The 22,745-nt window shown below is 67.8% G+C and carries 20 protein-coding genes and 1 pseudogene; 9 read left to right on the forward strand and 12 right to left on the reverse strand.

The features are described 5' to 3' along the window. Positions 1 to 6: 6 nt before the first annotated feature. Positions 7 to 939 carry a choline ABC transporter substrate-binding protein gene (gene choX / locus ACYJP6_RS02770; RefSeq protein ID WP_459473169.1) on the reverse strand — a complete coding sequence of 311 codons (933 nt, stop codon included), beginning with the start codon at positions 937 to 939 and terminating at the stop codon, positions 7 to 9. Positions 940 to 1,095: 156 nt separating this feature from the next. Here choX and ACYJP6_RS02775 point away from each other — a divergent pair, with 156 nt between their 5' ends. The 7 genes from ACYJP6_RS02775 (at position 1,096) to etfB (ending at position 10,461) form a co-directional block, all read left to right on the forward strand. Continuing rightward, positions 1,096 to 2,094: a GlxA family transcriptional regulator gene (locus ACYJP6_RS02775; RefSeq protein WP_459473171.1), complete on the forward strand. Its 999-nt coding sequence runs from the start codon at positions 1,096 to 1,098 to the stop codon at positions 2,092 to 2,094. Positions 2,095 to 2,225: 131 nt separating this feature from the next. Next, entirely contained in the window at positions 2,226 to 3,203 is a 978-nt protein-coding gene (locus ACYJP6_RS02780) for a dipeptidase (protein WP_027597310.1), read from the forward strand. A 187-nt stretch (positions 3,204 to 3,390) separates the two neighbouring features. After that, positions 3,391 to 3,921, forward strand: a complete 531-nt coding sequence (locus ACYJP6_RS02785; RefSeq protein WP_459473173.1) for a DUF5943 domain-containing protein — start codon at positions 3,391 to 3,393, stop codon at positions 3,919 to 3,921. A 102-nt stretch (positions 3,922 to 4,023) separates the two neighbouring features. Then, a complete protein-coding gene (gene dgcA, locus ACYJP6_RS02790; protein ID WP_459473175.1) occupies positions 4,024 to 6,084 on the forward strand; it encodes a dimethylglycine demethylation protein DgcA in 2,061 nt (686 codons plus the stop codon). A gap of 184 nt (positions 6,085 to 6,268) precedes the next feature. Beyond that, positions 6,269 to 8,260 (forward strand): dimethylglycine demethylation protein DgcB, encoded by a 1,992-nt coding sequence (dgcB, locus tag ACYJP6_RS02795; RefSeq protein ID WP_459473177.1) that lies wholly within the window; start codon positions 6,269 to 6,271, stop codon positions 8,258 to 8,260. Positions 8,261 to 8,435: 175 nt separating this feature from the next. Continuing rightward, entirely contained in the window at positions 8,436 to 9,671 is a 1,236-nt protein-coding gene (gene etfA / locus ACYJP6_RS02800; RefSeq protein WP_459473179.1) for an electron transfer flavoprotein subunit alpha, read from the forward strand. Next, entirely contained in the window at positions 9,661 to 10,461 is an 801-nt protein-coding gene (gene etfB / locus ACYJP6_RS02805; protein WP_459473181.1) for an electron transfer flavoprotein subunit beta, read from the forward strand. The genes etfA and etfB overlap by 11 nt, the downstream gene beginning before the upstream one ends. A gap of 270 nt (positions 10,462 to 10,731) precedes the next feature. On the opposite strand, the gene polA is transcribed toward etfB, so the two are convergent. Further along, positions 10,732 to 13,479, reverse strand: a complete 2,748-nt coding sequence (gene polA, locus ACYJP6_RS02810; RefSeq protein WP_459473183.1) for a DNA polymerase I — start codon at positions 13,477 to 13,479, stop codon at positions 10,732 to 10,734. Positions 13,480 to 13,590: 111 nt separating this feature from the next. On the opposite strand from polA, the gene ACYJP6_RS02815 reads away from it, so the two are divergent. Together ACYJP6_RS02815 and ACYJP6_RS02820 are read left to right on the forward strand one after the other, a co-directional pair. Continuing rightward, entirely contained in the window at positions 13,591 to 13,881 is a 291-nt protein-coding gene (locus ACYJP6_RS02815) for a DUF2782 domain-containing protein (protein WP_459473185.1), read from the forward strand. A gap of 62 nt (positions 13,882 to 13,943) precedes the next feature. Continuing rightward, positions 13,944 to 14,897, forward strand: coding sequence for a homoserine kinase (locus ACYJP6_RS02820; RefSeq protein ID WP_459473187.1), 954 nt, complete (start codon positions 13,944 to 13,946; stop codon positions 14,895 to 14,897). A gap of 32 nt (positions 14,898 to 14,929) precedes the next feature. Here ACYJP6_RS02820 and ACYJP6_RS02825 read toward each other — a convergent pair whose 3' ends face one another. From ACYJP6_RS02825 to ACYJP6_RS02870, 10 genes and pseudogenes are all read right to left on the reverse strand, one after another. After that, a complete protein-coding gene (locus ACYJP6_RS02825) occupies positions 14,930 to 15,262 on the reverse strand; it encodes a hypothetical protein (protein ID WP_459473189.1) in 333 nt (110 codons plus the stop codon). After that, the gene (locus tag ACYJP6_RS02830; protein WP_459473192.1) at positions 15,259 to 16,179 is read right to left on the reverse strand and encodes a hypothetical protein; all 921 of its coding nucleotides are present in this window, start codon (positions 16,177 to 16,179) and stop codon (positions 15,259 to 15,261) included. The genes ACYJP6_RS02825 and ACYJP6_RS02830 overlap by 4 nt, the downstream gene beginning before the upstream one ends. A 23-nt stretch (positions 16,180 to 16,202) precedes the next feature. Continuing rightward, a complete protein-coding gene (locus tag ACYJP6_RS02835; protein ID WP_459473194.1) occupies positions 16,203 to 16,649 on the reverse strand; it encodes a curli fiber surface-exposed nucleator CsgB in 447 nt (148 codons plus the stop codon). 107 nt (positions 16,650 to 16,756) lie between these two features. Further along, entirely contained in the window at positions 16,757 to 17,596 is an 840-nt protein-coding gene (locus ACYJP6_RS02840; RefSeq protein WP_459473196.1) for a CsgG/HfaB family protein, read from the reverse strand. 15 nt (positions 17,597 to 17,611) lie between these two features. Next, a complete protein-coding gene (locus tag ACYJP6_RS02845) occupies positions 17,612 to 18,019 on the reverse strand; it encodes a curli assembly protein CsgF (RefSeq protein WP_459473198.1) in 408 nt (135 codons plus the stop codon). Next, complete coding sequence (gene csgE / locus ACYJP6_RS02850; protein ID WP_459473200.1) at positions 18,016 to 18,399, reverse strand: curli production assembly/transport protein CsgE; 384 nt, start codon at positions 18,397 to 18,399, stop codon at positions 18,016 to 18,018. The genes ACYJP6_RS02845 and csgE overlap by 4 nt, the downstream gene beginning before the upstream one ends. After that, entirely contained in the window at positions 18,396 to 19,010 is a 615-nt protein-coding gene (locus ACYJP6_RS02855) for a helix-turn-helix transcriptional regulator (RefSeq protein WP_459473202.1), read from the reverse strand. The genes csgE and ACYJP6_RS02855 overlap by 4 nt, the downstream gene beginning before the upstream one ends. Before the next feature lie 214 nt (positions 19,011 to 19,224). Beyond that, positions 19,225 to 20,235, reverse strand: coding sequence for an SIS domain-containing protein (locus tag ACYJP6_RS02860; protein WP_459473425.1), 1,011 nt, complete (start codon positions 20,233 to 20,235; stop codon positions 19,225 to 19,227). A gap of 223 nt (positions 20,236 to 20,458) precedes the next feature. After that, positions 20,459 to 21,196 carry a methyl-accepting chemotaxis protein gene (locus ACYJP6_RS02865; RefSeq protein ID WP_459473427.1) on the reverse strand — a complete coding sequence of 246 codons (738 nt, stop codon included), beginning with the start codon at positions 21,194 to 21,196 and terminating at the stop codon, positions 20,459 to 20,461. 117 nt (positions 21,197 to 21,313) lie between these two features. Then, positions 21,314 to 22,399, reverse strand: a pseudogene (locus ACYJP6_RS02870) (cache domain-containing protein); the annotation flags it as partial. Positions 22,400 to 22,745: the final 346 nt, after the last annotated feature.

Here is a 22,745-nt window from a genome sequence, read left to right on the forward strand (position 1 = left end):
TGGCGATCAGAGCTTGACGGCGGCGGGTTGGCCGGCATGGGTGGTAACGCCTTGCAGGAAGGCGTCGAGACGCTGCGGATGCTCCTTGAGCCAGGCGCGGGCGGCGTCCTTGGGCGCGGTGCGCTCCAGGATGGGCGCCATCACGGCGCTGACTTCGGCGCTGTCCAGGTGCATGTTCGCCAGCAGACGCTGGACATTGGGGCAGCGCTGCGGGTATTCCGCGGTGGTCACCACCGAGACGGTGGCCTGGCCTTCGTTGGGGCCGAAGATGTCCTCGCTGCCGCTGAGGTAGTGCATCTTGATCTGCAGGTTCATCGGGTGCGGCTTCCAGCCGAAGAACACCACCCATTCCTGGCGCTTCTCGGCCCGGCGCACGGCGCTGAGCATGCCTGCCTCGCTGGATTCCACCAGCTGGAAGTCCTTGAGGCCGAACCTGTTGGTCTTGATCATCTCGGTGGTGGCGCGATTGGCGCCGCTGCCCGGCTCGATGCCGTAGATCTTGCCGCCGAGCTTGTCCTTGAAGCGGGCGATGTCGGCGAAGGTCTTCAGGCCGCCTTCGTAGACGTAGTCGGGCACCGCGAAGGTGGACTGGGCATCGGCCAGCAGCGGCGGGGCCAGCACCTTGACCTGGCCCTTGTCGACGAAGGGCTGCACCACCGGTTGCATGGTCGGCTGCCAGTAGCCGAGGAAGACGTCGAGGTCCTTGTTGCCCATGCCCGCCATGATGATCTGTTGCGAGGCGGTGGTCGGCTTGACCCCGTAGCCGAGGCCTTCGAGCATGACCTCGGCGAGGGCGCTGGTGGCGACCACGTCGGTCCAGCCGACGATGCCCATGCGCACGGTCTGGCAGCTGTCGGGCTCGGCGGCCCGGGCGCTGCCGAGGGTGGCGGCCAGCAGGCCGCAGGCGAGGAGGGTGGAGCAAAGCGTCTTGGGAGGCATGGCGAACTCCTGGTGGCGGCTTGCCGAGGATGACTGCCGGTGCCTTCTACCCTAGGCGCCTCGCTCGGCGACCATGCGCAGCCCGACGACCGGAATTTGCATCCTGGCGACCTTCTTGCTTGCCAGTAGCCAATCGTTACCGAGCAGGCTCCTCCCATGCCGCAGTCTTTCGCCTTCCTGCTGCTGCCCGGCTTTTCCGCCCTGGGCTTCATCGCCACCCTGGAGCCCCTGCGGGTGGCCAATCGCTTTCGTCCGGGAAGCTATGCCTGGCGTATCCTCGGGCGCGAGGGCGCCGCCGTGACCGCCAGCAACGGCATGTCGGTCAATGTCGATGGCGGACTAGAGACCCTGGCCCCCGGCACCACCCTGTTCGTGGTGGCCGGCTTCGAGGCCCTGGCCCATTACGACGACGGCCTCGCCAGCTGGCTGCGCCAGGTCGCCCGCCACGGCCATCCCCTGGGCGGCATCGACACCGGCACCCTGGTGCTGGCCCGCGCCGGCCTGCTGGACGGCCATAGAGTCACCCTGCACTGGGAAGCGGTTGCCGCCTTTCGCGAAGCCTGGCCGCAGCTGGAGGTCACCGGCGAGCTGTTCGAGATCGACCGGGGCCGCATCACCTGCGCCGGCGGCACGGCCAGTCTCGACCTGTTGCTGGAGCTGATCGGGCGCAGCCATGGCAGCGACCTGGCGGTGCAGGTCTCCGAGCAATTCGTCCTCGGCCGCATCCGACCCCCACGCGAGCACCAGCGCCTGCAGGTGGCGCAGCGCTACGGCATCGCCAACCGCAAGCTGATCCGCGTGGTGGAGCGCATGGAGCGGCATACCGAGACGCCCCTGGGCACCCTGGAGCTGGCGGCCGGCATCCAGGTGACCCGCCGCCAGCTGGAGCGACTGTTCCGTCTCTATCTGGATACGACGCCCTCGACCTTCTATCTACAGCTGCGCCTGGACCAGGCGCGCCAGCTCCTCCAGCAGGGTGACGCCAGCGTGCTGGAGGTCGCCCTGGCCTGCGGTTTCGAATCCGCCTCCTATTTTTCCCGCTGCTACCGCCAGCGCTTCGGCCTGAGCCCGCGCGAGGACCGGCCTCGCCGCGACCCCGGCCGCTCGTCGCCGGCGGACGCCCTGGCGACGGCCGTGGCCCTCCCGCCGGCCTAGGACGACCCCGGCGCTGACGCTTCTGGTGATACCCCTGTCGTTTTTGCATCCGGTCGGCTGGAACCCCGGGGCTATGCTGGCCTCGAATCGCCGGCACCCGTTCCGGCGCAAGACTTCCGCCGGAGCCCGTCATGAATGCCACCGAACTCCACGCCGACAGCATCGTTATCGACGGGCTGATCATCGCCAAGTGGAACCGCGAACTCTTCGAAGACATGCGCAAGGGTGGCCTGACCGCCGCCAACTGCACCGTCTCGGTGTGGGAGGGCTTCCAGGCCACGGTCAACAACATCGCCGCCAGCCAGAAACTGATCCGCGAGTGCAGCGACCTGGTGGTCCAGGTGCGCACCACCGCCGAGATCCGCCAGGCCAAGGCCCAGGGCAAGACCGGCATCCTGTTCGGCTTCCAGAACGCCCATGCCTTCGAAGACCAGATCGGCTACGTCGAGATCTTCAAGCAGCTCGGCGTGGGCATCGTGCAGATGTGCTACAACACCCAGAACCTGGTGGGCACCGGCTGCTACGAGCGTGACGGCGGCCTGTCCGGCTTCGGTCGCGAGATCGTCGCCGAGATGAACCGCGTCGGCATCATGTGCGACCTCTCCCACGTCGGCTCCAAGACCAGCGAGGAAGTCATCCTCGAGTCCAAGAAGCCGGTCTGCTACTCCCACTGCCTGCCGTCCGGCCTGAAAGAGCATCCGCGCAACAAGTCGGACGCGGAACTCAAGTTTATCGCCGACCACGGCGGCTTCGTCGGCGTGACCATGTTCGCCCCCTTCCTGGCCAAGGGCATCGACTCGACCATCGACGACTACGCCGAGGCCATCGAGTACGTGATGAACCTGGTCGGCGAAGACTCCATCGGCATTGGCACCGACTTCACCCAGGGCCATGGCCACGATTTCTTCGAGTGGCTGACCCACGACAAGGGCTACGCCCGCCGCCTGACCAACTTCGGCAAGATCGTCAACCCGCTGGGCATCCGTACCGTGGGCGAATTCCCCAACCTGACCGAGACCCTGCTCAAGCGCGGCATGCCCGAGCGCACCGTGCGCAAGGTCATGGGCGAGAACTGGATGCGCATCCTCGGCGAAGTCTGGGGCGAATAGTGAATACCTCCGGAGCCTACTGCGCACACCGCTAGCGGCGTCGCGTCCTCGCGCCAGGTTCGCCGTACCTCGGTACTGCTCTCACCTGGCGCTGCGGGTCTCCTTGCCAGCGGCGCGCTCGCTACGGCTCCACAGGCATTCACCCACACCTTTTTTAGATACGTATTAGCGAATCGGAGCCCCACACATGGCCAGCCACGCCCCCGAAATGCCCATCCAGGTCGACGACGAAACCGGCGTCTGGACCACCGACGCCCTGCCGATGCTGTACGTACCCCGGCATTTCTTCGTCAACAACCACATGGGTATCGAAGAAGTCCTGGGCGCCGACAAGTACGCCGAGATCCTCTACAAGGCCGGCTACAAGTCCGCCTGGCACTGGTGCGAGAAGGAAGCCGAATGCCATGGTCTCCAGGGCGCCGCGGTATTCGAGCACTACATGAAGCGCCTGTCGCAACGCGGCTGGGGCCTGTTCGAGACCCAGAAGCTCGACCTGGAAACCGGTCACGCCGAGGTCAAGCTCAAGCACTCCGCCTTCGTCTACGTCTACGGCAAGGTCAACCGCAAGGTGGACTACATGTTCACCGGCTGGTTCTCCGGCGCCATCGACCAGATCCTGGCCGCCAAGGGCAGCGCCATCCGTACCGTCACCGTGCAGGAATACAGCGGCTCCGAAGAGGGCCATGACGACGGCCTGTTCGTCACCCGCCCGCTGTAAAGACAGCCCGTAGGAGGACCGCGGCCCGGCCGTGTCCTCCTCAGCGACACCCAGAGCAAGAGCGTGGCCCAGACCACGCACCAGCCGATCGAGGAGAAGGTCATGGCCTTCGAAGCAATGTTCCAGCCGATCCAGATCGGCAAGCTCACCATCCGCAACCGCGTACTCTCCACGGCCCACGCCGAGGTCTATGCCACCGACGGCGGCATGACCACCGAGAGATACGTCAAGTATTACGAAGAGAAGGCCAAGGGCGGCATCGGCCTGGCCATCTGCGGCGGTTCCTCGGTGGTCGCCATCGACAGCCCCCAGCACTGGTGGAGTTCGGTCAACCTCTCCACCGACCGCATCATCCCGCACTTCCAGAATCTGGCCGACGCCATGCACAAGCACGGCGCCAAGATCATGATCCAGATCACCCACATGGGTCGCCGTTCGCGCTGGGATGGCGGCCACTGGCCGACCCTGATGTCGCCGTCGGGCATCCGCGAGCCCGTGCACCGCGCCACCTGCAAGACCATCGAGCCGGAAGAGATCTGGCGGGTGATCGGCAACTTCGCGCAGGCTGCCCGTCGCGCCAAGGCCGGCGGCCTGGACGGCGTCGAGCTATCCGCCGTGCACCAGCACATGATCGACCAGTTCTGGTCGCCGCGCGTCAACAAGCGTACCGACGAGTGGGGCGGCAGCTTCGAGAACCGCATGAGATTCGGCATGGAGGTGCTCAAGGCCGTGCGCGCCGAAGTAGGCGATGACTTCTGCGTGGGCATGCGTATCACCGGGGATGAATTCCACCCGGACGGCCTGTCCCACGACGACATGAAGCAGATCGCCAAGTACTACAGCGACACCGGCATGCTCGACTTCATCGGCGTGGTCGGCTCGGGCTGCGATACCCACAACACCCTGGCCAACGTCATCCCCAACATGACCTATCCGCCGGAGCCCTTCCTGCACCTGGCCGCGGGCATCAAGGAAGTGGTCAACGTGCCGGTGCTGCACGCCCAGAACATCAAGGACCCGAACCAGGCCACCCGTATCCTCGAGGGCGGCTACGTCGACATGGTCGGCATGACCCGCGCCCACATCGCCGATCCGCACCTGATCACCAAGATCAAGATGGGCCAGATCGACCAGATCCGTCAGTGCGTCGGCGCCAACTACTGCATCGACCGCCAGTACAATGGCCTGGACGTGCTGTGCATCCAGAACGCCGCCACCAGCCGCGAATACATGGGCCTGCCGCACATCATCGAGAAGTCCACCGGGCCCAAGCGCAAGGTGGTCATCGTCGGCGGCGGTCCGGCCGGCATGGAAGCGGCGCGCGTCTCGGCCGAGCGTGGCCATGACGTCACCCTGTTCGAGAAGCAGGAGCAACTCGGCGGCCAGATCACCCTGGCCTCCCGCGCCCCGCAGCGCGACCAGATCGCCGGCATCACCCGCTGGTACCAGCTGGAACTGGCGCGCCTGGGCATCGACCTGCGCCTGGGCACCGCCGCCGATCCGGCGACCATCCTCGACCTGCGCCCGGACATCGTCATCCTGGCCAACGGCGGTCATCCCTTCCTGGAACAGGTCGACCACTGGCATGCCGCCGACGGCCTGGTCGTCAGCAGCTGGGACATCCTCTCGGGCAAGGTCGAGCCGGGCAAGAACGTGCTGGTGTACGACACCATCTGCGAATTCACCGGCATGTCGGTGGCCGACTACCTGGCCGACAAGGGCGCCCAGGTCGAGATCGTCACCGACGACATCAAGCCGGGCGTGGCCATCGGCGGGACCACTTTCCCGACCTACTACCGCAGCCTCTATCCCAAGGAAGTGATCATGACCGGCGACCTGATGCTGGAAAAGGTCTACGCCGAGGGCGACAAGAAGGTCGCGGTGCTGGAGAACGAATACACCGGTGCCCGCGAAGAACGGGTGGTCGACCAGATCGTCATCGAGAACGGCGTGCGCCCGGACGAGGGCCTCTACTACGCCCTCAAGGAAGACTCGCGCAACAAGGGCCAGATGGACATCGAGGCGCTGTTCGCCATCGAGCCGCAGCCGGCGTTGAACGAGGCCGGCAACGGCTACCTGCTCTACCGGATCGGCGATTGCGTGGCCCAGCGCAACACCCACGCCGCCATCTACGACGCCCTGCGCCTGTGCAAGGACTTCTAAGACACGCCCCGTGAGGGTTCGCAACGTCCGGTCGGCACGGACAGCCCCCTCTCCCTGAGGGAGAGGGCGGGGGTGAGGGGCCCCAGCTGACGCCTTGGCGTGAATGCGGGCTCCCCATCTCGGCTTTCTCCCCAGGGAGAGGAGGTGATCCGCCGCCACCCGAGGTCCCGTAGGGAGACTCGCAATGCTCAGTACCATCCTCCCCATCCTGCTCTTCGCCGCCCTGGCCCTCACCGTGATCGGTGCCGTACGGCGTTTCAGCCTCTGGCGGCAGGGCCGTCCGGCCGAGGTCGACTGGGTCGGCGGGCTGCTGAAGATGCCGCGCCGCTACCTGGTGGACCTGCACCACGTGGTCGACCGCGACAAGTACATCTCCAAGACCCACGTGGCCACCGCCGGCGGTTTCGTCCTGGCGGCGCTGCTGGCCATCCTGGTGCATGGCTTCGGCCTGCACAGCCGCATCCTCGGTTGGGCGCTGCTGGCAGCCACCGTCTGCATGTTCACCGGTGCCCTGTTCGTCGCCAAGCGCCGCCGCAACCCGCCGGCGCGGCTGTCCAAGGGCCCCTGGATGCGTCTGCCGAAGAGTCTGCTGGCCTTCGCGGCGAGCTTCTTCATCGCCACCCTGCCGGTCGCCGGCATCCTGCCGCCGGACTTCGGTGGTTGGATTCTCGCCGCGGTACTGGCGGTCGGCGTCGCCTGGGGCGTGTCCGAACTGTTCCTCGGCATGACCTGGGGCGGCCCCATCAAGCACGCCTTCGCCGGTGCCCTGCACCTGGCCTGGCACCGTCGCGCCGAGCGCTTCAGCACCCCGCACAACGCCAGCGCCGCGCGCTCCAGCGGCCTCAAGGCGCTGGACCTGCACGATCCCCAGGCGCCCCTGGGCGTGGAAAAACCCGCCGACTTCACCTGGAACCAGTTGCTCGGCTTCGACGCCTGTGTCCAGTGTGGTCGCTGCGAAGCCATGTGCCCGGCCTTTGCCGCCGGCCAGCCGCTCAATCCCAAGAAGCTGATCCAGGACATGGTGGTCGGCCTCAAGGGCGGCAGCGATGCCCGCTACTTCGGCTCGCCTTACCCGGGCAAGCCGGTCGGCGAGCATGCCGGAGGGCCGCACCTGCCGATCGTAGCGCGTCAGGGCAAGGCCCTGGTGGACGCCGAGACCCTCTGGTCCTGCACCACCTGCCGTGCCTGCGTCGAGGAATGCCCGATGATGATCGAGCACGTCGATGCCATCGTCGACATGCGCCGGCACCTGACCCTGGAGCGCGGCGAGACGCCGAACAAGGGCGCCGAGGTGCTGGAAAATCTCATCGCCACCGACAACCCCGGCGGCTTCGCCCCCGGTGGCCGCCTGAACTGGGCCGCGGACCTGGATCTGCCGCTGATGAAGGACAAGGGCCAGGCCGAGGTGCTGTTCTGGGTCGGCGACGGCGCCTTCGACATGCGCAACCAGCGCACCCTGCGCGCCTTCGTCAAGGTGCTCAAGGCGGCCAAGGTGGACTTCGCCGTGCTCGGCCTGGAGGAGCGCGACAGCGGTGACGTGGCCCGCCGCCTTGGTGACGAGGCGACCTTCCAGCAACTGGCCAAGCGCAACATCGAGACCCTGAGCAAATATCGCTTCCAGACCATCGTCTCCTGCGATCCGCACAGTTTCCATGTGCTCAAGAACGAATACGGCGCCCTGGGTGGCCACTACCAGGTGCAGCACCACAGCACCTTCATCGAGACCCTGCTCAGCCGCGGCACCCTGCACCTCGGGCAGCATGCCCTGGCCGAGCAGGGCGCCACCATCACCTATCACGATCCCTGCTACCTGGGCCGCTACAACGGCGAATACGAGGCGCCGCGCGCGGTGCTCAAGGCGCTGGGCATCGCGGTCAAGGAGATGGAGCGTTCCGGCTTCCGCTCGCGTTGCTGCGGCGGCGGCGGCGGCGCCCCTATCACCGACATCCCCGGCAAGCAGCGGATCCCCGACATGCGCATGGCCGATATCAAGGAAACCGGCGCCGAGCTGGTGGCCGTGGGCTGTCCCCAGTGCACCCTGATGCTGGAAGGCGTGGTCGCCCCGCGCCCGGAGATCAAGGACATCGCCGAGCTGGTGGCCGAGGCCATCGTCGAGGCGCCCGTCGAAAGCAAGCCGGCCGCGACTCGGCGGCCGGTGGCGGAGGCCTTGTCGTGAGCGCGGTGTATGGCCCCCTCACCCTAGCCCTCTCCCCGAGGGGAGAGGGGATGATCAGGTGTGCCAGACAAGTCCCGATGTTCACCGCTTTTACCCCCTCTCCCCTCGGGGGAGAGGGCTGGGGTGAGGGGCCTACCGCGCACCTCACCTGCCATTTCCAAACGGAGCGCCCAGCATGAGCATCATCCGTCGCGATCCGCGCCGCGAGTGGATCGCGCGCAACCGTCTGCATCCCCTGCACGCGAGCCTCGCCAGCAGTGCCGATGCCGAAGTCCGCTGGCTGGGCCCCAACGGCCTGGTCCGCAAGAATCCCCATGCCGCGGCTGCCGGCTTCGTCGGGCCCCAGGGCGTCAAGCGGATCGACCGCAGCGGCGCCCAGCAGGGCGGTGGCCGCCGTGGCGCGTCCCAGGCCGTGGAAGAACAACTGCCGCTGCACCGGATCGCCGAGCCGGCCTTCTACATCGCCGTGGTCCCCGACCTGGTCAGCGGTCGCCTGACCGCTCACGACCGCGACCTGCTGGGCCTGGCCCGGCAACTGGCTGGTGCCGAGGGCGCCGTGCTGGCGGTGGTCTTCGGCGAGGTCAAGGAAACCGCCTTCGACACCGCGGGCGTGGACCGCCTGCTGCATCTGGAGGGCGAACAGTTCCAGGGTTATGCCCCCGAGCAGCGGGTGCTGGCCCTGCGCGCGGTGAATGGCGAACTGCAGCCGCGTCATTGGCTGCTGCCCGACAGCCGCAGCGGCGGTGGCGAACTGGGCCGGCGCCTGGGCGCGGCCCTGCACGAACGGCCCGCCACCCGGGTCTGGCAGGTCAAGGACGGCCTGGCCACCGGCCGTGCCGGTGCCGGTCGCCAGGATCTGCAGCAGCCACTGCCGCGCCTGGTACTGGCCCTGCCGGAATGCGCGGAGCCGGTCGGCGAGACCCGTCACGAAGTCCTGCCGGTGCAGCTGAGCGGCGGCATCGCCCGCCATCTGCCGCGCATCGAGGATCTCGGTCCGGTCGCTGTCGACCCCATGCAGATCCCCCTGGGCGAGGCCGAATTCATCCTCTCCGGTGGTAACGGCATCAGTGACTGGAACCTGTTCCACAGCACCGCGGCGCTGCTGGGCGCCACCGAAGGCGCCTCGCGGGTGGCGGTGGACGACGGCCATATGCCGCGCAACCGCCAGGTCGGCGCCACCGGTACCTGGGTCACCGCCCGGGTCTATCTGGCCGTGGGCATCTCCGGCGCCGTGCAGCACCTGCAGGGCATCGCCAGTTGCGACAAGGTGATCGCCATCAATACCAATCCGGGCTGCGACATGGTCAAGCGCGCCGATCTCTCGGTGATCGGCGATGGCGACGCCATCCTCGCGGCGCTGGCGCGGCTGGTCGAACAACAGCGGGCAGGGGAGTTGCAGGATGTCGCTTGAGCAGCAGCTGCCGTCGCTGGACGGTGTCAATGTCGTCGCTCTGGTCTCCGTTGGTGCCCATCCCACCTCCGGGCGGGCGCGGCGAGCGGAGCAGGATGCCCGCGCGGTGGAACTCGGCCTGCGCTTGGTTGGTGCACGCCTGCGCGTGCTGCACGCCGGTGATCCCGCCGAGGAAGCCCTGCGCGGCTACCTGGGCATGGGCGTACCGGCCTTGCATGTACTGGAGCAGCCGGCGGGCGACGATGCCCTGCCGGCCCTCGGCGACACCCTGCGCGAGATCGGTGCCGGCCTGGTGCTGACGGGTAGCCAGGCGGAGACGGGCGAGGGCTCCGGGCTGTTGCCCTATCTTCTCGCGGAAACCCTGGGCTGGCCCCTGGTGGTCGGCCTCGCCGCGGTGGAAGCCGTGGAAGGTGGCCAGGCGACCGTGCTGCAAGCCCTGCCGCGTGGCCAGCGCCGACGGCTGCGGGTACGCCTGCCCTTCGTCGCCAGCGTCGACAGCGCCGCCCCGGCACCCCGGCAAAGCGCCTTCGGCCCCGCGCGCCGTGGCGAGCTGCAGGTGGAGACCACCGAGGTGGTGCAGGACAGTCTGTTCGAGGACGGCGAATTGCAACCGGCCAAGGCCCGTCCCAAGCGTCTCAAGGTGATCAAGGCCAAGACCGCCGCCGACCGCTTCAAGGCCGCCACGGCCAAGGCCTCCGGCGATGGCGGCCAGGTCCTAAAGGATTTGGCTCCCGAAGCCGCGGCCGCTGCCATTCTCAAGGTGCTGCGCGAGGAGGGTGTGGTGCGCTGAAGCTATAACCCCTGGGGTGAAGGCGCCCTTGGCACCTGAGCCCAAGGTGGAAAAGGCTACGCCGTTTTCCACGCTACGATATTGAAGCCACGTTCCAAACCATCCCCTCTCCCTCTGGGAGAGGGCTAGGGTGAGGGAAGCCCCGGTATCCAAGCCTCAGGTGGAAAAGGCTGCGCCGTTTTCCACGCTACGGAGCTACCACGACGTGCAGGACCCGTAGGTTGGGCTGAGCCCTGCGAAGCCCAACACGCCCAACCTTCAGCGCACTGATCAGTGCGCCTCATCCCAGTTACCGCCCACGCCCGACTCCACCAGCAGCGGCACGTCCAGCTCGCCTGCGCCGCTCATCAGCGGCAGTAGGCCTTCGCGCAAGCGTTCCACCTGGTCTTCGCGCACCTCTAGCACCAGTTCATCGTGCACCTGCAGGATGACCCGGGCATCCAGCTCCGGGGTCGCCTGCAGCCAGGCATCCACCGCGATCATGGCGCGCTTGATGATGTCCGCTGCGGTGCCCTGCATGGGCGCGTTGATCGCCGCTCGTTCGGCGGCGCGTCTCAGACCCTGGTTCTTGGAATGGATGTCCGGCAGGTACAGCCGGCGGCCGTAGAGGGTCTCCACATAGCCCTGGTCCACCACCTGGGCGCGGGTGCGCTCCATATAGGCCAGCACGCCCGGATAACGCTGGAAGTAGCGGTCGATATAGGCCTGGGCCTCGGCGCGGCCGACGCCGATCTGCTTGGCCAGGCCGAAGGCGCTCATGCCGTAGATCAGGCCGAAGTTGATGGCCTTGGCGCGCCGGCGGTCTTCGTTGCTGACCTCTTCCAGGGGTACGCCCATCACCTCGGCGGCGGTGGCGCGGTGCACGTCCAGGTCGTTCTGGAAGGCGTGCAGCAGGCCCTCGTCCTGGGCCAGGTGGGCCATGATGCGCAGCTCGATCTGCGAATAGTCCGCCGCCAGCAGACGATAGCCCTGGGGCGCGACGAAGGCCTGGCGGATGCGCCGGCCCTCGGCGGTGCGGATCGGGATGTTCTGCAGGTTCGGGTCGCTGGAAGACAGCCGGCCGGTCGCCGTCACCGCCTGGTGGTAGCTGGTGTGGATGCGGCCGGTGCGCGGATTGATCTGCTGCGGCAGCTTGTCGGTATAGGTGCTCTTGAGCTTGCTCATCTGCCGGTATTGCATCAGCACCTTGGGCAGCGGGAAGTCCTGGTCGGCCAGTTCCTGCAGCACCGCCTCGGCGGTGGACGGCTGGCCGGAAGCGGTCTTGCTGACCACCGGCAGGCCCAGCTTGACGAAGAGGATCTCGCCCAGCTGCTTGGGCGAGCCCAGGTTGAATTCCTGGCCGGCCAGCTCATAGGCCTCCTTTTCCAGGGCGATCATCTTCTCGCCCAGCTCGCGGCTCTGGACCCCAAGCAGCGCCGAATCGACCAGGGCGCCGTTGCGCTCGATGCGTGCCAGCGCCGGCACCAGCGGCATCTCGATGTCGCGCAGCACCGACGCCAGGCCCGGCACGGCCTCCAGCTTGGGCCAGAGGGTCTCGTGCAGGCGCAGGGTGACGTCGGCATCCTCGGCGGCATAGGGGCCGGCCTGCTCGATGGCGATCTGGTCGAAGGTCAGCTGCTTGGCGCCCTTGCCGGCGATGTCCTCGAAGCGGATGGTGCTGTGGCCCAGGTACTTGAGCGCCAGGCTGTCCATGTCGTGGCGGGTGGCGGTGGCGTCCAGTACATAGGATTCGAGCATGGTGTCGAAGGCGATGCCCTGGATCCTGATGTCGTAGCGATCCAGCACATTGAGGTCGTACTTGCCGTGCTGCATCACCTTGAGCTTCTTGGGGTCTTCCAGCAGCGGCTTGAGCGCGTCCAGCACCCCCTGCAGATCGAGCTGGGTCGGCGCGCCCATGTAGCTGTGCGCCAGGGGCACATAGGCGGCCTGGCCCGGCGCCACGGCGAAGGACAGCCCGACCAGGTCGGCACGCTGGGCATCGATGCTGGTGGTCTCGGTGTCGAAGGCGAAGCAGTCGGCGGCTTGCAGGCGCGCCAGCCAGGCATCGAAGTCGGCCTGTTCCAGCACGGTGTCGTAGTGGGTCTCCACCTGGGTGGTGGCGGCGTCCTCGGCCAATGGCAGGGGCGCGCCCTGGCGCTTGGTGTCGCGGATCAGCTCGTCCAGCCAGGACTTGAATTCCAGCTCCTGGTAGAGCGCCATCAGGGCTTCCACATGGGGCTCGCCGACGTTGAGTTCGTCGAAGGTCAGGTCCAGCGGTACGTCCAGCTTGATGGTGGCCAGCTGGTAGGACAGGTAGGCCTGCTCGCGATGCTGGTCCAGCTTGGCGGCCAGGGACTTGGCGCCGCGCAGGGGCAGGGCGGCCACGGCCTCCAGGTTGGCATAGAGGACATCCAGGCCACCGCCGATGCCATTGAGCAGGCCGGCGGCGGTCTTCTCGCCCACCCCGGGCACCCCGGGGATGTTGTCGATCTTGTCGCCCATCAGCGCCAGATAGTCGATGATCAGCTCCGGACCCACGCCGAACTTGGTCTTCACTCCCTCCACGTCCAGCACGCTGCCGCTCATGGTGTTGACCAGGGTGACGTAGGGGCAGACCAGCTGGGCCATGTCCTTGTCGCCGGTGGAGATCACCACCGGGCGCTCGGCGCTGGCGCAGTGGCGGGCGAGGGTGCCGATGACGTCGTCGGCTTCCACCCCCTCGATGGCCAGCAGCGGCAGGCCCAGGGCGCGGATGCAGGCGTGCAGCGGCTCGACCTGGCTGCGCAGGTCGTCGGGCATGGCCGGGCGCTGGGCCTTGTAGTCGGCGAAGAGTTCGTCGCGGAAGGTCGGGCCCTTGGCGTCGAAGACCACCGCGAAGAGGCTGTCCGGGTACTGGCGGCGCAGGGACAGCAGCATGTTCAGCACGCCCTTCACCGCGCCGGTCGGCTTGCCGGTGGAGGTCATCAGCGGCGGCAGGGCGTGGAAGGCGCGGTAGAGGTAGGAGGAACCGTCCACCAGGACGAGAGGGGCGTGGCTCATGGTCTGGACCTTTGTCGTGGCGTGTGCGGCGTCTGTCCGGCCAGTCTCGACGACGGCAAGGCCGGGTTCTAGAATCGACCACTCGCTCCGTTCAAAAGGTCAAAGGTTACCATGGGTGCTCGTCGCTTCCTCTTCGCCGCGTTGCTGCTGGCCCCGCTGGTGCAGGCCGCGGAACCGCTGCCGCCCGGGGAAAAGCCCTTGCCTGACGAGATCAAGGTGATCCGCTACCAGGCCGGCGAGCAGACCATCGAGGAAACGCGGATCCGCGGCGTGCTGCAGTCCACCCGCGTCATCCCCAAGCACGGCGCGCCCTACGAGCTGGTGCCCGCCGACGGCAGCAGCACCGCCGCCAACGACAAGCCGACCCTGCACGTTCCCAGCTGGCGGCTGTTCAGCTGGTAGGCGCAAGGCGCCTGGACCGGTAAACTGCGCGCCGCTCGCACATTCCTCCGCCAGGCCCCGTCATGTCCGTCTTCACGCCCCTCGATCGCTCCACCCTCGAAGCCTTTCTCGCGCCCTATGGCCTGGGCCGGCTGCGGGATTTCCGGGGGATCGCCGAGGGGTCGGAAAACACCAACTACTTCATCAGCCTGGAAGGCGGCGAATTCGTCCTGACCCTGGTGGAGCGTGGCCCGGTGGCGGAGATGCCCTTCTTCATCGAACTGCTCGACGTCCTCCACGACGCCGACCTGCCGGTGCCCTATGCGGTGCGCACCCAGGATGGCCAGGCCCTGCGCGAACTGGCCGGCAAGCCGGCGCTGCTGCAACCGCGCCTGGCCGGTCGCCACGAGCGTGCGCCCAATCCCCATCACTGCAGCGAAGTCGGCCACCTGCTGGGCCATCTGCACCGGGCTACCGCGGGTGAAAAACGCATCGAACGCGCCAGTGACCGCGGCCTGGCCTGGATGCTGGCCGAGGGCGAGCGCCTGGCGCCGACCCTGGACGCGACCGCCCAGCCGCTGCTGGAACGCACCCTAGCGGAGATTCGCAGCCTGCTGGCCGAGCAGCCGCCGCTGCCCGAAGCCAACCTGCATGGCGATCTGTTCCGCGACAACGTAATGTTCGACGGCCCGCGGCTGTCGGGCGTCATCGACTTCTACAACGCCAGTTCCGGCTGGATGCTCTATGACCTCGCCATCACGGTGAACGACTGGTGCTCCACCGAGAGCGGCGCGCTGGATCTACCCCGCGCCCGGGCGTTGCTGGCGGCCTATGCCGCCGACCGCCACTTCACGCCGCGGGAAGCCGAGCTGTGGCCGGTGCTCTTGCGGGTCGCCTGCGTGAGGTTCTGGCTGTCGCGGCTGATCGCCGCCCAGGCCTTCGCCGGTCAGGACGTACTGATCCACGACCCGGCCGAATTCCAGCAGCGTCTGGCTGCGCGTCAGCAGGTCGTCCTGGAATTGCCGCTGACCCTGTAGCCTGGGGTTCCACGTGGAACCTCTGCGCCGAGCTACAGCTGCAAGCGTCGCTCGATGGCCGGCTGCGCCTGGCCGTGCCGCTGCCAACTCAGCCTTGCCTCGATCAGGCTGCCCGGCGCGGCGCCCAGGCGCGTGGTGACCGGGCAGCCATCACCCCTGGCCTCGCCGGCTTGGCGCGTGCGGGCGACGCCCCCCGGGCCGTGCACTTCGACGATGAGTTCGTAGCGCAGGGGCGCGTCTTCGCCAGCGAAGCACAGCTCCACCTGAGCGCCCGCCGGTTGCGGCTGCAGCTCCAGACGGGCGCTGGCCGCGGCACCGCCCGCGAGGGGCAGAAGGGCCGCGAGCAGCCAGGCGCTGAGTTTCACCGCTGGTTGATAATAGCGCTGTTGCCGAAGCCGTTCTGCGAGATCCGCGCGCTGTCGTTGTAGCTGTTGAAGTTGGCCGAGGCCTGCAGGATGGTCGCGCGGTTGCTGTCGCCACGCTGGTCGATGGTGGCGGTGCTGTAGGCGCTGTTGGTGTCGAGGCGTGCCTCGTTGCCATTGCCGTTATGCACGATGCTGGTGGTGTTGCTGTCGCCCTGGACACTGAAGCTGGCCAGGTTGTCATCACCGGTGGAGCTGCCGGTGCTGTGGTTGCCGCGACCCGACTGGTCGACCTTCAGCTCATTGCGGTTGCCGTCCTGGGTGAAGGACAGCTCGTTGAACTTGCCGGAAGAGACGGCGGTGGCAAGGTTGCCCTGGCCACGCTGGGTCAACTCGGCCACGCCACCAGGATAGCCCTGCTGGGTCAACTCGATACGGTTGTCAGTGCCTTGCTGGGTAAGGGTGGCCACGGCGCCATCGCCGCTCTGGTCGACCCGTACCTGGTTGTTGTCGCCAGTCTGCTCCAGGGTCAGCTGGGCGCTCGACGCCGCCTGGACCAGGGTGCCGCTGTTGCTGCCCAGCGAGGTGACGCTGGCCTGGTTGCCGAAGCCGTCCTGGGTCAGGGTATGGACGCTGCTGCCGCCCTCCTGGCGCAGGCTCGCCACGTTGCCTTGGGCATAGCCGTAGACATCGCCACCCTGGGTGACGGTGGCGCTGCTGGCACCGGTCTGGACCACACTGATCTGGTTGCTTTCGCCTTGCAGCTGATAGAGGGCCGCGCTATTGCCGGGGCCGCTCTGGTCGAGGCTGAGGGTACCGCTGTTGCCGTCCTGCTGGACGGTGGCGGTGCTGTTCTGGGCGAGGGCGTTGGCGGCCACGAGGGCCAGCGTCAGGGCGGCCAGGGGCCTGAGTAGAAACATCTGTCTGATCTCCATGAGTGCCATCAGCGGTACTGGCGTACCACCGTGTTCTGGTTGCTTCCGTACTGGACGATGCGGCTGGACAGGCCCGAGCCGTGCTGTTCGATGCGGGCGTTGCCCTGGACGCCCAGTTGCAGGATGTCGGCCTGGTTGCCGCTGCCGACCTGCTCGATACGGGCGAGGTTGCCGTAGCCACCCTGGAGGATGGTGGCGCTCAGGTCGCTGCCGTCCTGCAGCAGGCTGGCTTCCTGGGCGGCGCCGCTCTGGACGATATGGCCGAGCAGGGCGCTGCCGCGCTGGTCGATGAGCGCCTGGTTGCCCACGCCGAGTTGGCGGATGGCGGCGTCGCGCTGGGCGACCGGCAACTGCCCCAGGTCGCCGGTTTCCATGAGATCGGCAGCAGATGCGCCCGCGCTCAGGCCGAGCGCCAGGGCGAGGATCACGGCGAGGCCGTCGAAGGGGCTGCGCATGGCTGTCACCGTCATTGCATGGATTCTCCGCGAAGCATTGTCCGGAGCCGCGTGGCCCATCGCTATCGCTCCAGGGAGTGAAACCCGCCCGACGCCAGGCTTAAGCCCTAGCGCCGGGTCGGCTCCAGGTACTTGGTCAGCGCCGGATCGCGCGCATCGCGGCCGTCCGCCACCAACCACAGGCGCCGCTCCACGCCCTGGGCGATCAGGTGGGCGACGGCCGCTTCGATGGCCGAGAGCACGCACAGCTGCGCCGGTTCGTTGGTGGTGTAGCCGGACTCGGCTTCGAGCAGCTTCTTGAATTCGATGAACTTGAAGACCCCGGCCTGGCGGCCGATGGAGTAGATGGTCTTGGAGGTCATGACATTGGCCAGCACCCGCCCACTGCGGGTGTCGATGGCGCGCAGGTTCACCGTGACCTGGTCCACCCGGTATTCCTCGGACAGGCCGATGCCCAGGTAGCGCGCCCCTTCGCCCCCGCTGCGCACGTTGGTGTCGTAGGCCACCACGCCGCCTTCCAGCAGCAGGTTGGCGGCCTGCAGCGAGGGCAGCGCCTGCTGCAGGTTTTCCGGCAGGTCCGGCTTGTTCTGGGTGGCGCGGATGATCTTGCGCTCGGTCAGCAGGTTCTGCAGGCCCTCGCGTTCGAGCACCACGAACCAGCCGCTGGCCTGCAGGGCGTCCACCAGCATGCTGCCGGCGCCCTGGGTGACGGCGGTGGAGAAGGAGCTGGCCGGATTGGGCTTGTACTGCCCGGTCTGGTCGCGAAAGCCATAGACGGCCGCCACCAGCGGACCCTTGGGTGGCGGCAGCGCCAGCAGGTCGTAGTAGGTGGAGGCGCGTGGCGTCAGGGTCGGCGCGGCGTTCTGTTCGGCGGGCATGGGATCGCGCACGCAGCCGGCCAGGACGAGGGCGGCGGTGAGGAGCGCGATCAGCGAAGAGGCGTTCATGGGCGGCATCCGTGCTCAGGGTTGGTTGAAGCCATTGACGGAGATTTCCGAAATCTCCCCGGTACCGCGGTCGGTGATCTGCACCGTGAGGTTGCCGGAGTCATCGACGATGTTGACGATGAACTGGTCGGTGGAGAGCGTGCCCGAGTTGCCGTCCTTGATGTCGGTCAGCACCTGGGACAGCAGCCGCGATTCCAGCTGGCTGGTGAAGCGCTCCAGCGGCGACTGGCTGCTGGCGCTGCTGCGCAGGTCCGGGTCCTTGTGGCGATCCTGGGCGGTGGCGTTGTTCAGTAGGTAGCTGCCATTGAGCGGATTGCCGCCGAAGGACGGGTTCACCGGGGTGTAGACCAGCTCGGTCGCGGTGGCCGAGGCGATCCCCAGGGTGCAGAGCAGTGGCAGGGCCTGCCAGGCGTGCGTGGTCATAATTCGTCCTTATCCATGTCGAAAGTGTCCTGCAGCAGGTTTTCCAGGCGACGGCGGGTGATGCCCTCGTGGACCTGGTCCGCGGCGGCATAGGCGGCATCCTTGAGTTCGCTGTTGTTCGGCGGAATGAATTGCCGATACAGCAGCCGCTGCTCGTACTCGACCCAGACCAGGCTGCCCCAGCGCGCCGAGGGCCGTTCGCGGACCACCAGGTTGAAGTCCAAGTCGGTGGTATCGGTGAGGCGGTCGGCGAAATGGCGATAGAAGTCGTGGCCGAAGCGCGAGATGGTGTTGTCCACCAGCAGCCCCTGGATGAGGTCGCCTTCGGCACGCAGCGGTCCGGCCAGCAGCAGGCCGAACAGCAGCCAGGCCGCCTTCATCCCGGCAGGTCCTGGCCGGCATGAAAGCGCAGCGCTGCCTCGGCCCGGTTGGCGGCGCCGGTCTTGCGCAGCAGGTTGTGCATGTGGCTCTTGACGGTGTGGGTGCTCAGGCAGAGCGCCTCGCCGATGGCCGCATTGGACAGGCCACGGCCTACCAGCCGCAGGATCTCCCGTTCGCGGCGGGTCAGGCCATCGGCCGAGTTGCTGGTGCGTTCCCGCGAGCGGCGCAGCAGGTGCGCGAGGATGGCGCGGGGCAGCCAGTCCTCGCCGGCCAGCAGGGCGCCCAGCCCCTGCAGCAGTTGCTCGCGGCTGGCTTGGGGCGCGAACACGCCCTGGATGGCGGGAAAGCGTTCGATCCAGGGCAGGGCCTGGTCGTGGGTGGCATTGAGAAAGGCCACCGTCACCGTTGGCGCCAGGCTTTCCAGCCAGCGCTCGAGGGGCGCCTCCGGCACGCTGCCGAGGTCGACCAGCACCAGGCTGGCCTCGCCGGCCGCATCCAGCGCCTGGCCGCAGGCCAGTTCGATACCGTGGCGTTCTTCCAGGAAGGGTTTGAGCAATTCCGCCAGGAGGACGTTTTCCGTCGTCAGGCGGACCTTGCTCGCCGGTTCCATGCGCATGTCCATATGTGCTGCCTCATCATCCGTTGCGCGAACGCTGAGACAAATCGCGCAGGGCGACAAGAAAAAATTGACCGATTTCCAGCGACTTAACGGCTCTGTGGACCGCTTGGCAGATTGCCACCCGCTTGGCGTTTCGCTGCTAGCTCCAAGAGCTTAGCTCCAAGGATGGAGCCACGGCGCCCCTGGGGTGGAGCGCCGGTCGCCGTCAGCGGGTCAGGGTGACCTTGCGCAGGTGGCGCGGCTGGTCCGGGTCCTGGCCCCGGGCCTCGGCCAGCAACGCGGCCATGCGGTAGAAACTCTGGATTGCCAGGAGGCCGTCCAGGTCGGGATGACCGGCGACGGCCAGGGGCAGGTCACGTTCGGCGACCTCGTCCGGCGCTGCCAGCAGCACCCGCGCACCCCGACCGCGCAGGTCCTGGGCCAGCTGCAGCAGGCCGGCCTGCTCGGGGCCGCGCAGGGCGAAGATCAGCAGCGGATAGCCACGCTCCACCAGGGCCAGCGGGCCATGCTGCAATTCCGCGCCGCTGAAGGCCTCGCCCTGCAGCGCCGAGGTTTCCTTGAGCTTGAGCGCCGCCTCCTGGGCGATGGCGAAGCCGGGCCCGCGGCCGACCACCATGCAGCGTTCGGCGTCGCGCAGTACCGGCAGGGCCGGCGCCCAGCTCAGCTCCGCGGCGCCATCCAGGGCCGCAGGCAGGGCCACGCCGGCCGCGAGCAGCGCCTCGTCCTGCTGCCAGTGGGCGATCAACCGGGCCGCGGCGGCCAGGGTGGCGATGAAGCTCTTGGTGGCGGCGACGCTCCGTTCGGGCCCGGCCTGGACGCCGATGGCGTGGCGACAGGCCAGCGCCAGTGGCGAGTCGATCTCGTTGACCAGGGCCGCGGTACGGGCGCCATAGCGATCCAGGGCGGTGAGCGTCTCGATCAGGTCCGGACTGCGACCCGACTGGGAAAAGCCCAGGGCGAGCTGGCCCTCGACGCGCAGCGGCGCCTGGCGCAGGGTGACCAACGAAGGCGGCAGGGACAGCACCGGCAGGCCGAGATGGGCCATGGCCAGGTAGGCGAAGTAGCTGGCCGCATGGTCCGAGCTGCCACGGGCCACGGTCAGCGCCAGTTGCGGCGGGTCGGCCCGGAGATCGTCGGCCAGCGCCGCCAGGGCCTGGTCGATGGTCGCCAGTTGACGAGCGACCGCCGCACCGCTGGCGGCGGCTTCTTCGAGCATGAGCGAGGTCAAGAGGGTCTCCTGCAGCTAGGGCCTGATGCTGCCCACTCTGCCATTCCGTCCCGTCGCCGACCAGCGCCGCGGAGCCGCCAGGTCTAGGATGCCCTCGCGGCGCGCGACGGACGTTCAGGCTCTTCCCCGTGGCGAGGCCGTCGACAACATCCTCCGCTCACGCCCTTTCTCCGGCAGCGCTCCGGATCGGCGCCGCCGGAAGAGCGGCGTGCTAGAGCTTGAAGCGCGCCATCTGGGTGGCGAGATGCTCGGCGTAGCGGTTCAGCGCCTGACAGTCCTGATGGCATGCCTGGACGTCGCGGACGGTGGACTTGGCCAGATCGGCGATGCCCTGGACGGTGACATTGATGTCCTCGGTCACCGAGCTCTGTTCCTCGGTGGCGGTGGCCACCTGTTGATTGCGGTCCGCGAGCGCCGCTACCTGGTCGGCGATCCGGTTCAGCGACTCACCGGTCTGCTGGCTGGACCTCACGCCGGTGCTGGTGGCCGCCTGGCCGGCCCGTATCGAGGCGACCGCCTGGGCGGCGCCCGTGCGCAACTGGCCCATGATGGCCTGGATCTCCCCCGTCGCGCCTTGGGTACGGCCCGCCAGGGTCCGTACCTCATCGGCGACCACGGCGAAGCCGCGCCCGCTCTCGCCGGCGCGCGCGGCCTCGATCGCCGCATTGAGGGCCAGCAGGTTGGTCTGGTCGGAAATGCCGCGAATGGTGGTGGCGATCCGCTCGATCGTGGTGATCTGCTCAGCCAGCTGTTCCACCACGCTGGCGGAGGCTCCTATGTCCCGCGACATGCCCTCGATGGTGGCGATCGACTGCCCCACCACCGCCCTGGCGGAACTCGCTTCCTGCTGGGTGTCGTGCGACACCTCCGCGGCTTCGGCGGCATTCCGGGCGATCTCCTGGACCGTCAGGCCCATCTCGTGCACGGCGGTGGCGACCGTCTCGGTCATCTCCTGCTGGCGCACCGCCCGGGTCGCGGTCCCGTCGACGACCTGGGCCACGCCCCGGACGCTGCGCCGCAACTCTTCGCTGGTCTGCAGGGCATCGCCGATCAACTGCCGCAGGCTCTCGATGAAGCGGTTGAAGCCGCGGGCGAGGTCACCCAGCTCGTTTTCGCGCTGCTCGTCCAGGCGCCGGCTGAGATCGCCCTGGCCGCCGCCGATGTCCACCAGCGCCGCCGTCACCTGGCGTATCGGCCGGACGATGCCGCGGGCGATCCAGGCCATGAACAGCAGGAAGAGCAGGACGATCGCCAGGCTGATGGCCCCGATGAGCGTCAGGGTCTGGCGCGCCGGGCCGTACACCTCGGCCGCGGGAATCTCGCCGACCAGCACCCAGCCCAGCGAGGCCACCGGCCGGCTCAGCGCCAGATAGTCTTCGCCGTCGCGGCTGAACTGCAGGGTTTCCCCTTGGCCCGCACCGGCCTTCAGCAGGGCCTGGGCCGGCGCCGCGCCGGTCAGCTCGGCCAGGGTCGTGACGTCGTTCCTGCTCGCCTGGGGATGGATCTTGATCCGGCCATCGGCACTCACCAGAAACACCCGTCCCTGACTGCCGAAGCGGAATTCGCGGATCAGCTCGGACAGCGTGCTCAGGCTGAAGCCGAGTCCGGCGACGCCCAGGGCTTTCCCGTCTCGCTCGATGCGCTGGTTGATGAACAGGGTCGGGACCTTGGTGCTCTGGTCGACATCGATGTCCAGCGTCTGCGCCTTGCCGCTGTCGAGGAAGTCGTAGAACCAGCGATTCTCCGGCGCACCGCTCAGGAGAGTGCGATTGAGGCCCTGGTCGGTGAAGTAGTGGCCACTGTCCTTGGCGACGATGAAGGTGGAAAGCGCCTGCTGCCGGGTCTTGATGTCGGCCAGGTAGCGGATGAAGGCCGCTTGCTGGCTGGCCGCTTCCCCAGCGGCGAGCCAGTCGCTGACCAGCGTGTTGCTGGCGATGGCCGTGGCGGCGTTCAGCGGAGCGGCGAGCAAGCGCTCCAGGTCGTTGCGAATGGCCTCGACGCTGGCCGGCATGGCCTGTTCGACCAGGTAGCGATCGCTGAGCCGGTTCAGGGCGAAGGCATAGAGGGCGATGATGATCAGGCTGCTGATGAGCAGGGCCGCCCCCATGCTGGCCGTCAGTTGGAATTGGATACTCTTGCGCCAGCGCTGCATGACAAACCCCGGGAATCAGACGAAAAAACATGACCGTTTGGACAACTTTTCATCCTTGAACAAAAGTCGTGCCAGCGTCTGAAGCCGAGGTCCAAGCCCCGTGCTGGGTCCCTTGCCGTCGGTGGCGGCCAGCGCGCCGCCATTCGAGCGGCCCCAAGTCAGTGCAGCCTTGCCCGAGGTGACCGATATTGTGGCCAGATGACATCGGGGTACTGCTTCATGCCGGAGACACTGGGTGACCGGGCCCGTAGGGCGCAGGGCAAGGCCACTTCCGAGGGCCGTCTTGGGCGCTCGGATGCTCGGGTACCGAGATGTGCTCGACCTAAGCCGCGAGGCGCTCCAGAGC

The sequence above is a fragment of the Pseudomonas sp. No.117 genome (genome assembly GCF_054558395.1).

What these genes read in the sequence shown, in the direction of transcription:
- choX (WP_459473169.1), bottom strand. Translation starts at nt 939, where the DNA reads ATGCCTCCCAAGACGCTTTGCTCCACCCTCCTCGCCTGCGGCCTGCTG.
- ACYJP6_RS02775 (WP_459473171.1), top strand. Translation starts at nt 1,096, where the DNA reads ATGCCGCAGTCTTTCGCCTTCCTGCTGCTGCCCGGCTTTTCCGCCCTG.
- ACYJP6_RS02780 (WP_027597310.1), top strand. Translation starts at nt 2,226, where the DNA reads ATGAATGCCACCGAACTCCACGCCGACAGCATCGTTATCGACGGGCTG.
- ACYJP6_RS02785 (WP_459473173.1), top strand. Translation starts at nt 3,391, where the DNA reads ATGGCCAGCCACGCCCCCGAAATGCCCATCCAGGTCGACGACGAAACC.
- dgcA (WP_459473175.1), top strand. Translation starts at nt 4,024, where the DNA reads ATGGCCTTCGAAGCAATGTTCCAGCCGATCCAGATCGGCAAGCTCACC.
- dgcB (WP_459473177.1), top strand. Translation starts at nt 6,269, where the DNA reads ATGCTCAGTACCATCCTCCCCATCCTGCTCTTCGCCGCCCTGGCCCTC.
- etfA (WP_459473179.1), top strand. Translation starts at nt 8,436, where the DNA reads ATGAGCATCATCCGTCGCGATCCGCGCCGCGAGTGGATCGCGCGCAAC.
- etfB (WP_459473181.1), top strand. Translation starts at nt 9,661, where the DNA reads ATGTCGCTTGAGCAGCAGCTGCCGTCGCTGGACGGTGTCAATGTCGTC.
- polA (WP_459473183.1), bottom strand. Translation starts at nt 13,479, where the DNA reads ATGAGCCACGCCCCTCTCGTCCTGGTGGACGGTTCCTCCTACCTCTAC.
- ACYJP6_RS02815 (WP_459473185.1), top strand. Translation starts at nt 13,591, where the DNA reads ATGGGTGCTCGTCGCTTCCTCTTCGCCGCGTTGCTGCTGGCCCCGCTG.
- ACYJP6_RS02820 (WP_459473187.1), top strand. Translation starts at nt 13,944, where the DNA reads ATGTCCGTCTTCACGCCCCTCGATCGCTCCACCCTCGAAGCCTTTCTC.
- ACYJP6_RS02830 (WP_459473192.1), bottom strand. Translation starts at nt 16,179, where the DNA reads ATGTTTCTACTCAGGCCCCTGGCCGCCCTGACGCTGGCCCTCGTGGCC.
- ACYJP6_RS02835 (WP_459473194.1), bottom strand. Translation starts at nt 16,649, where the DNA reads ATGCGCAGCCCCTTCGACGGCCTCGCCGTGATCCTCGCCCTGGCGCTC.
- ACYJP6_RS02840 (WP_459473196.1), bottom strand. Translation starts at nt 17,596, where the DNA reads ATGAACGCCTCTTCGCTGATCGCGCTCCTCACCGCCGCCCTCGTCCTG.
- ACYJP6_RS02845 (WP_459473198.1), bottom strand. Translation starts at nt 18,019, where the DNA reads ATGACCACGCACGCCTGGCAGGCCCTGCCACTGCTCTGCACCCTGGGG.
- csgE (WP_459473200.1), bottom strand. Translation starts at nt 18,399, where the DNA reads ATGAAGGCGGCCTGGCTGCTGTTCGGCCTGCTGCTGGCCGGACCGCTG.
- ACYJP6_RS02855 (WP_459473202.1), bottom strand. Translation starts at nt 19,010, where the DNA reads ATGGAACCGGCGAGCAAGGTCCGCCTGACGACGGAAAACGTCCTCCTG.
- ACYJP6_RS02860 (WP_459473425.1), bottom strand. Translation starts at nt 20,235, where the DNA reads ATGCTCGAAGAAGCCGCCGCCAGCGGTGCGGCGGTCGCTCGTCAACTG.
- ACYJP6_RS02865 (WP_459473427.1), bottom strand. Translation starts at nt 21,196, where the DNA reads ATGACCGAGACGGTCGCCACCGCCGTGCACGAGATGGGCCTGACGGTC.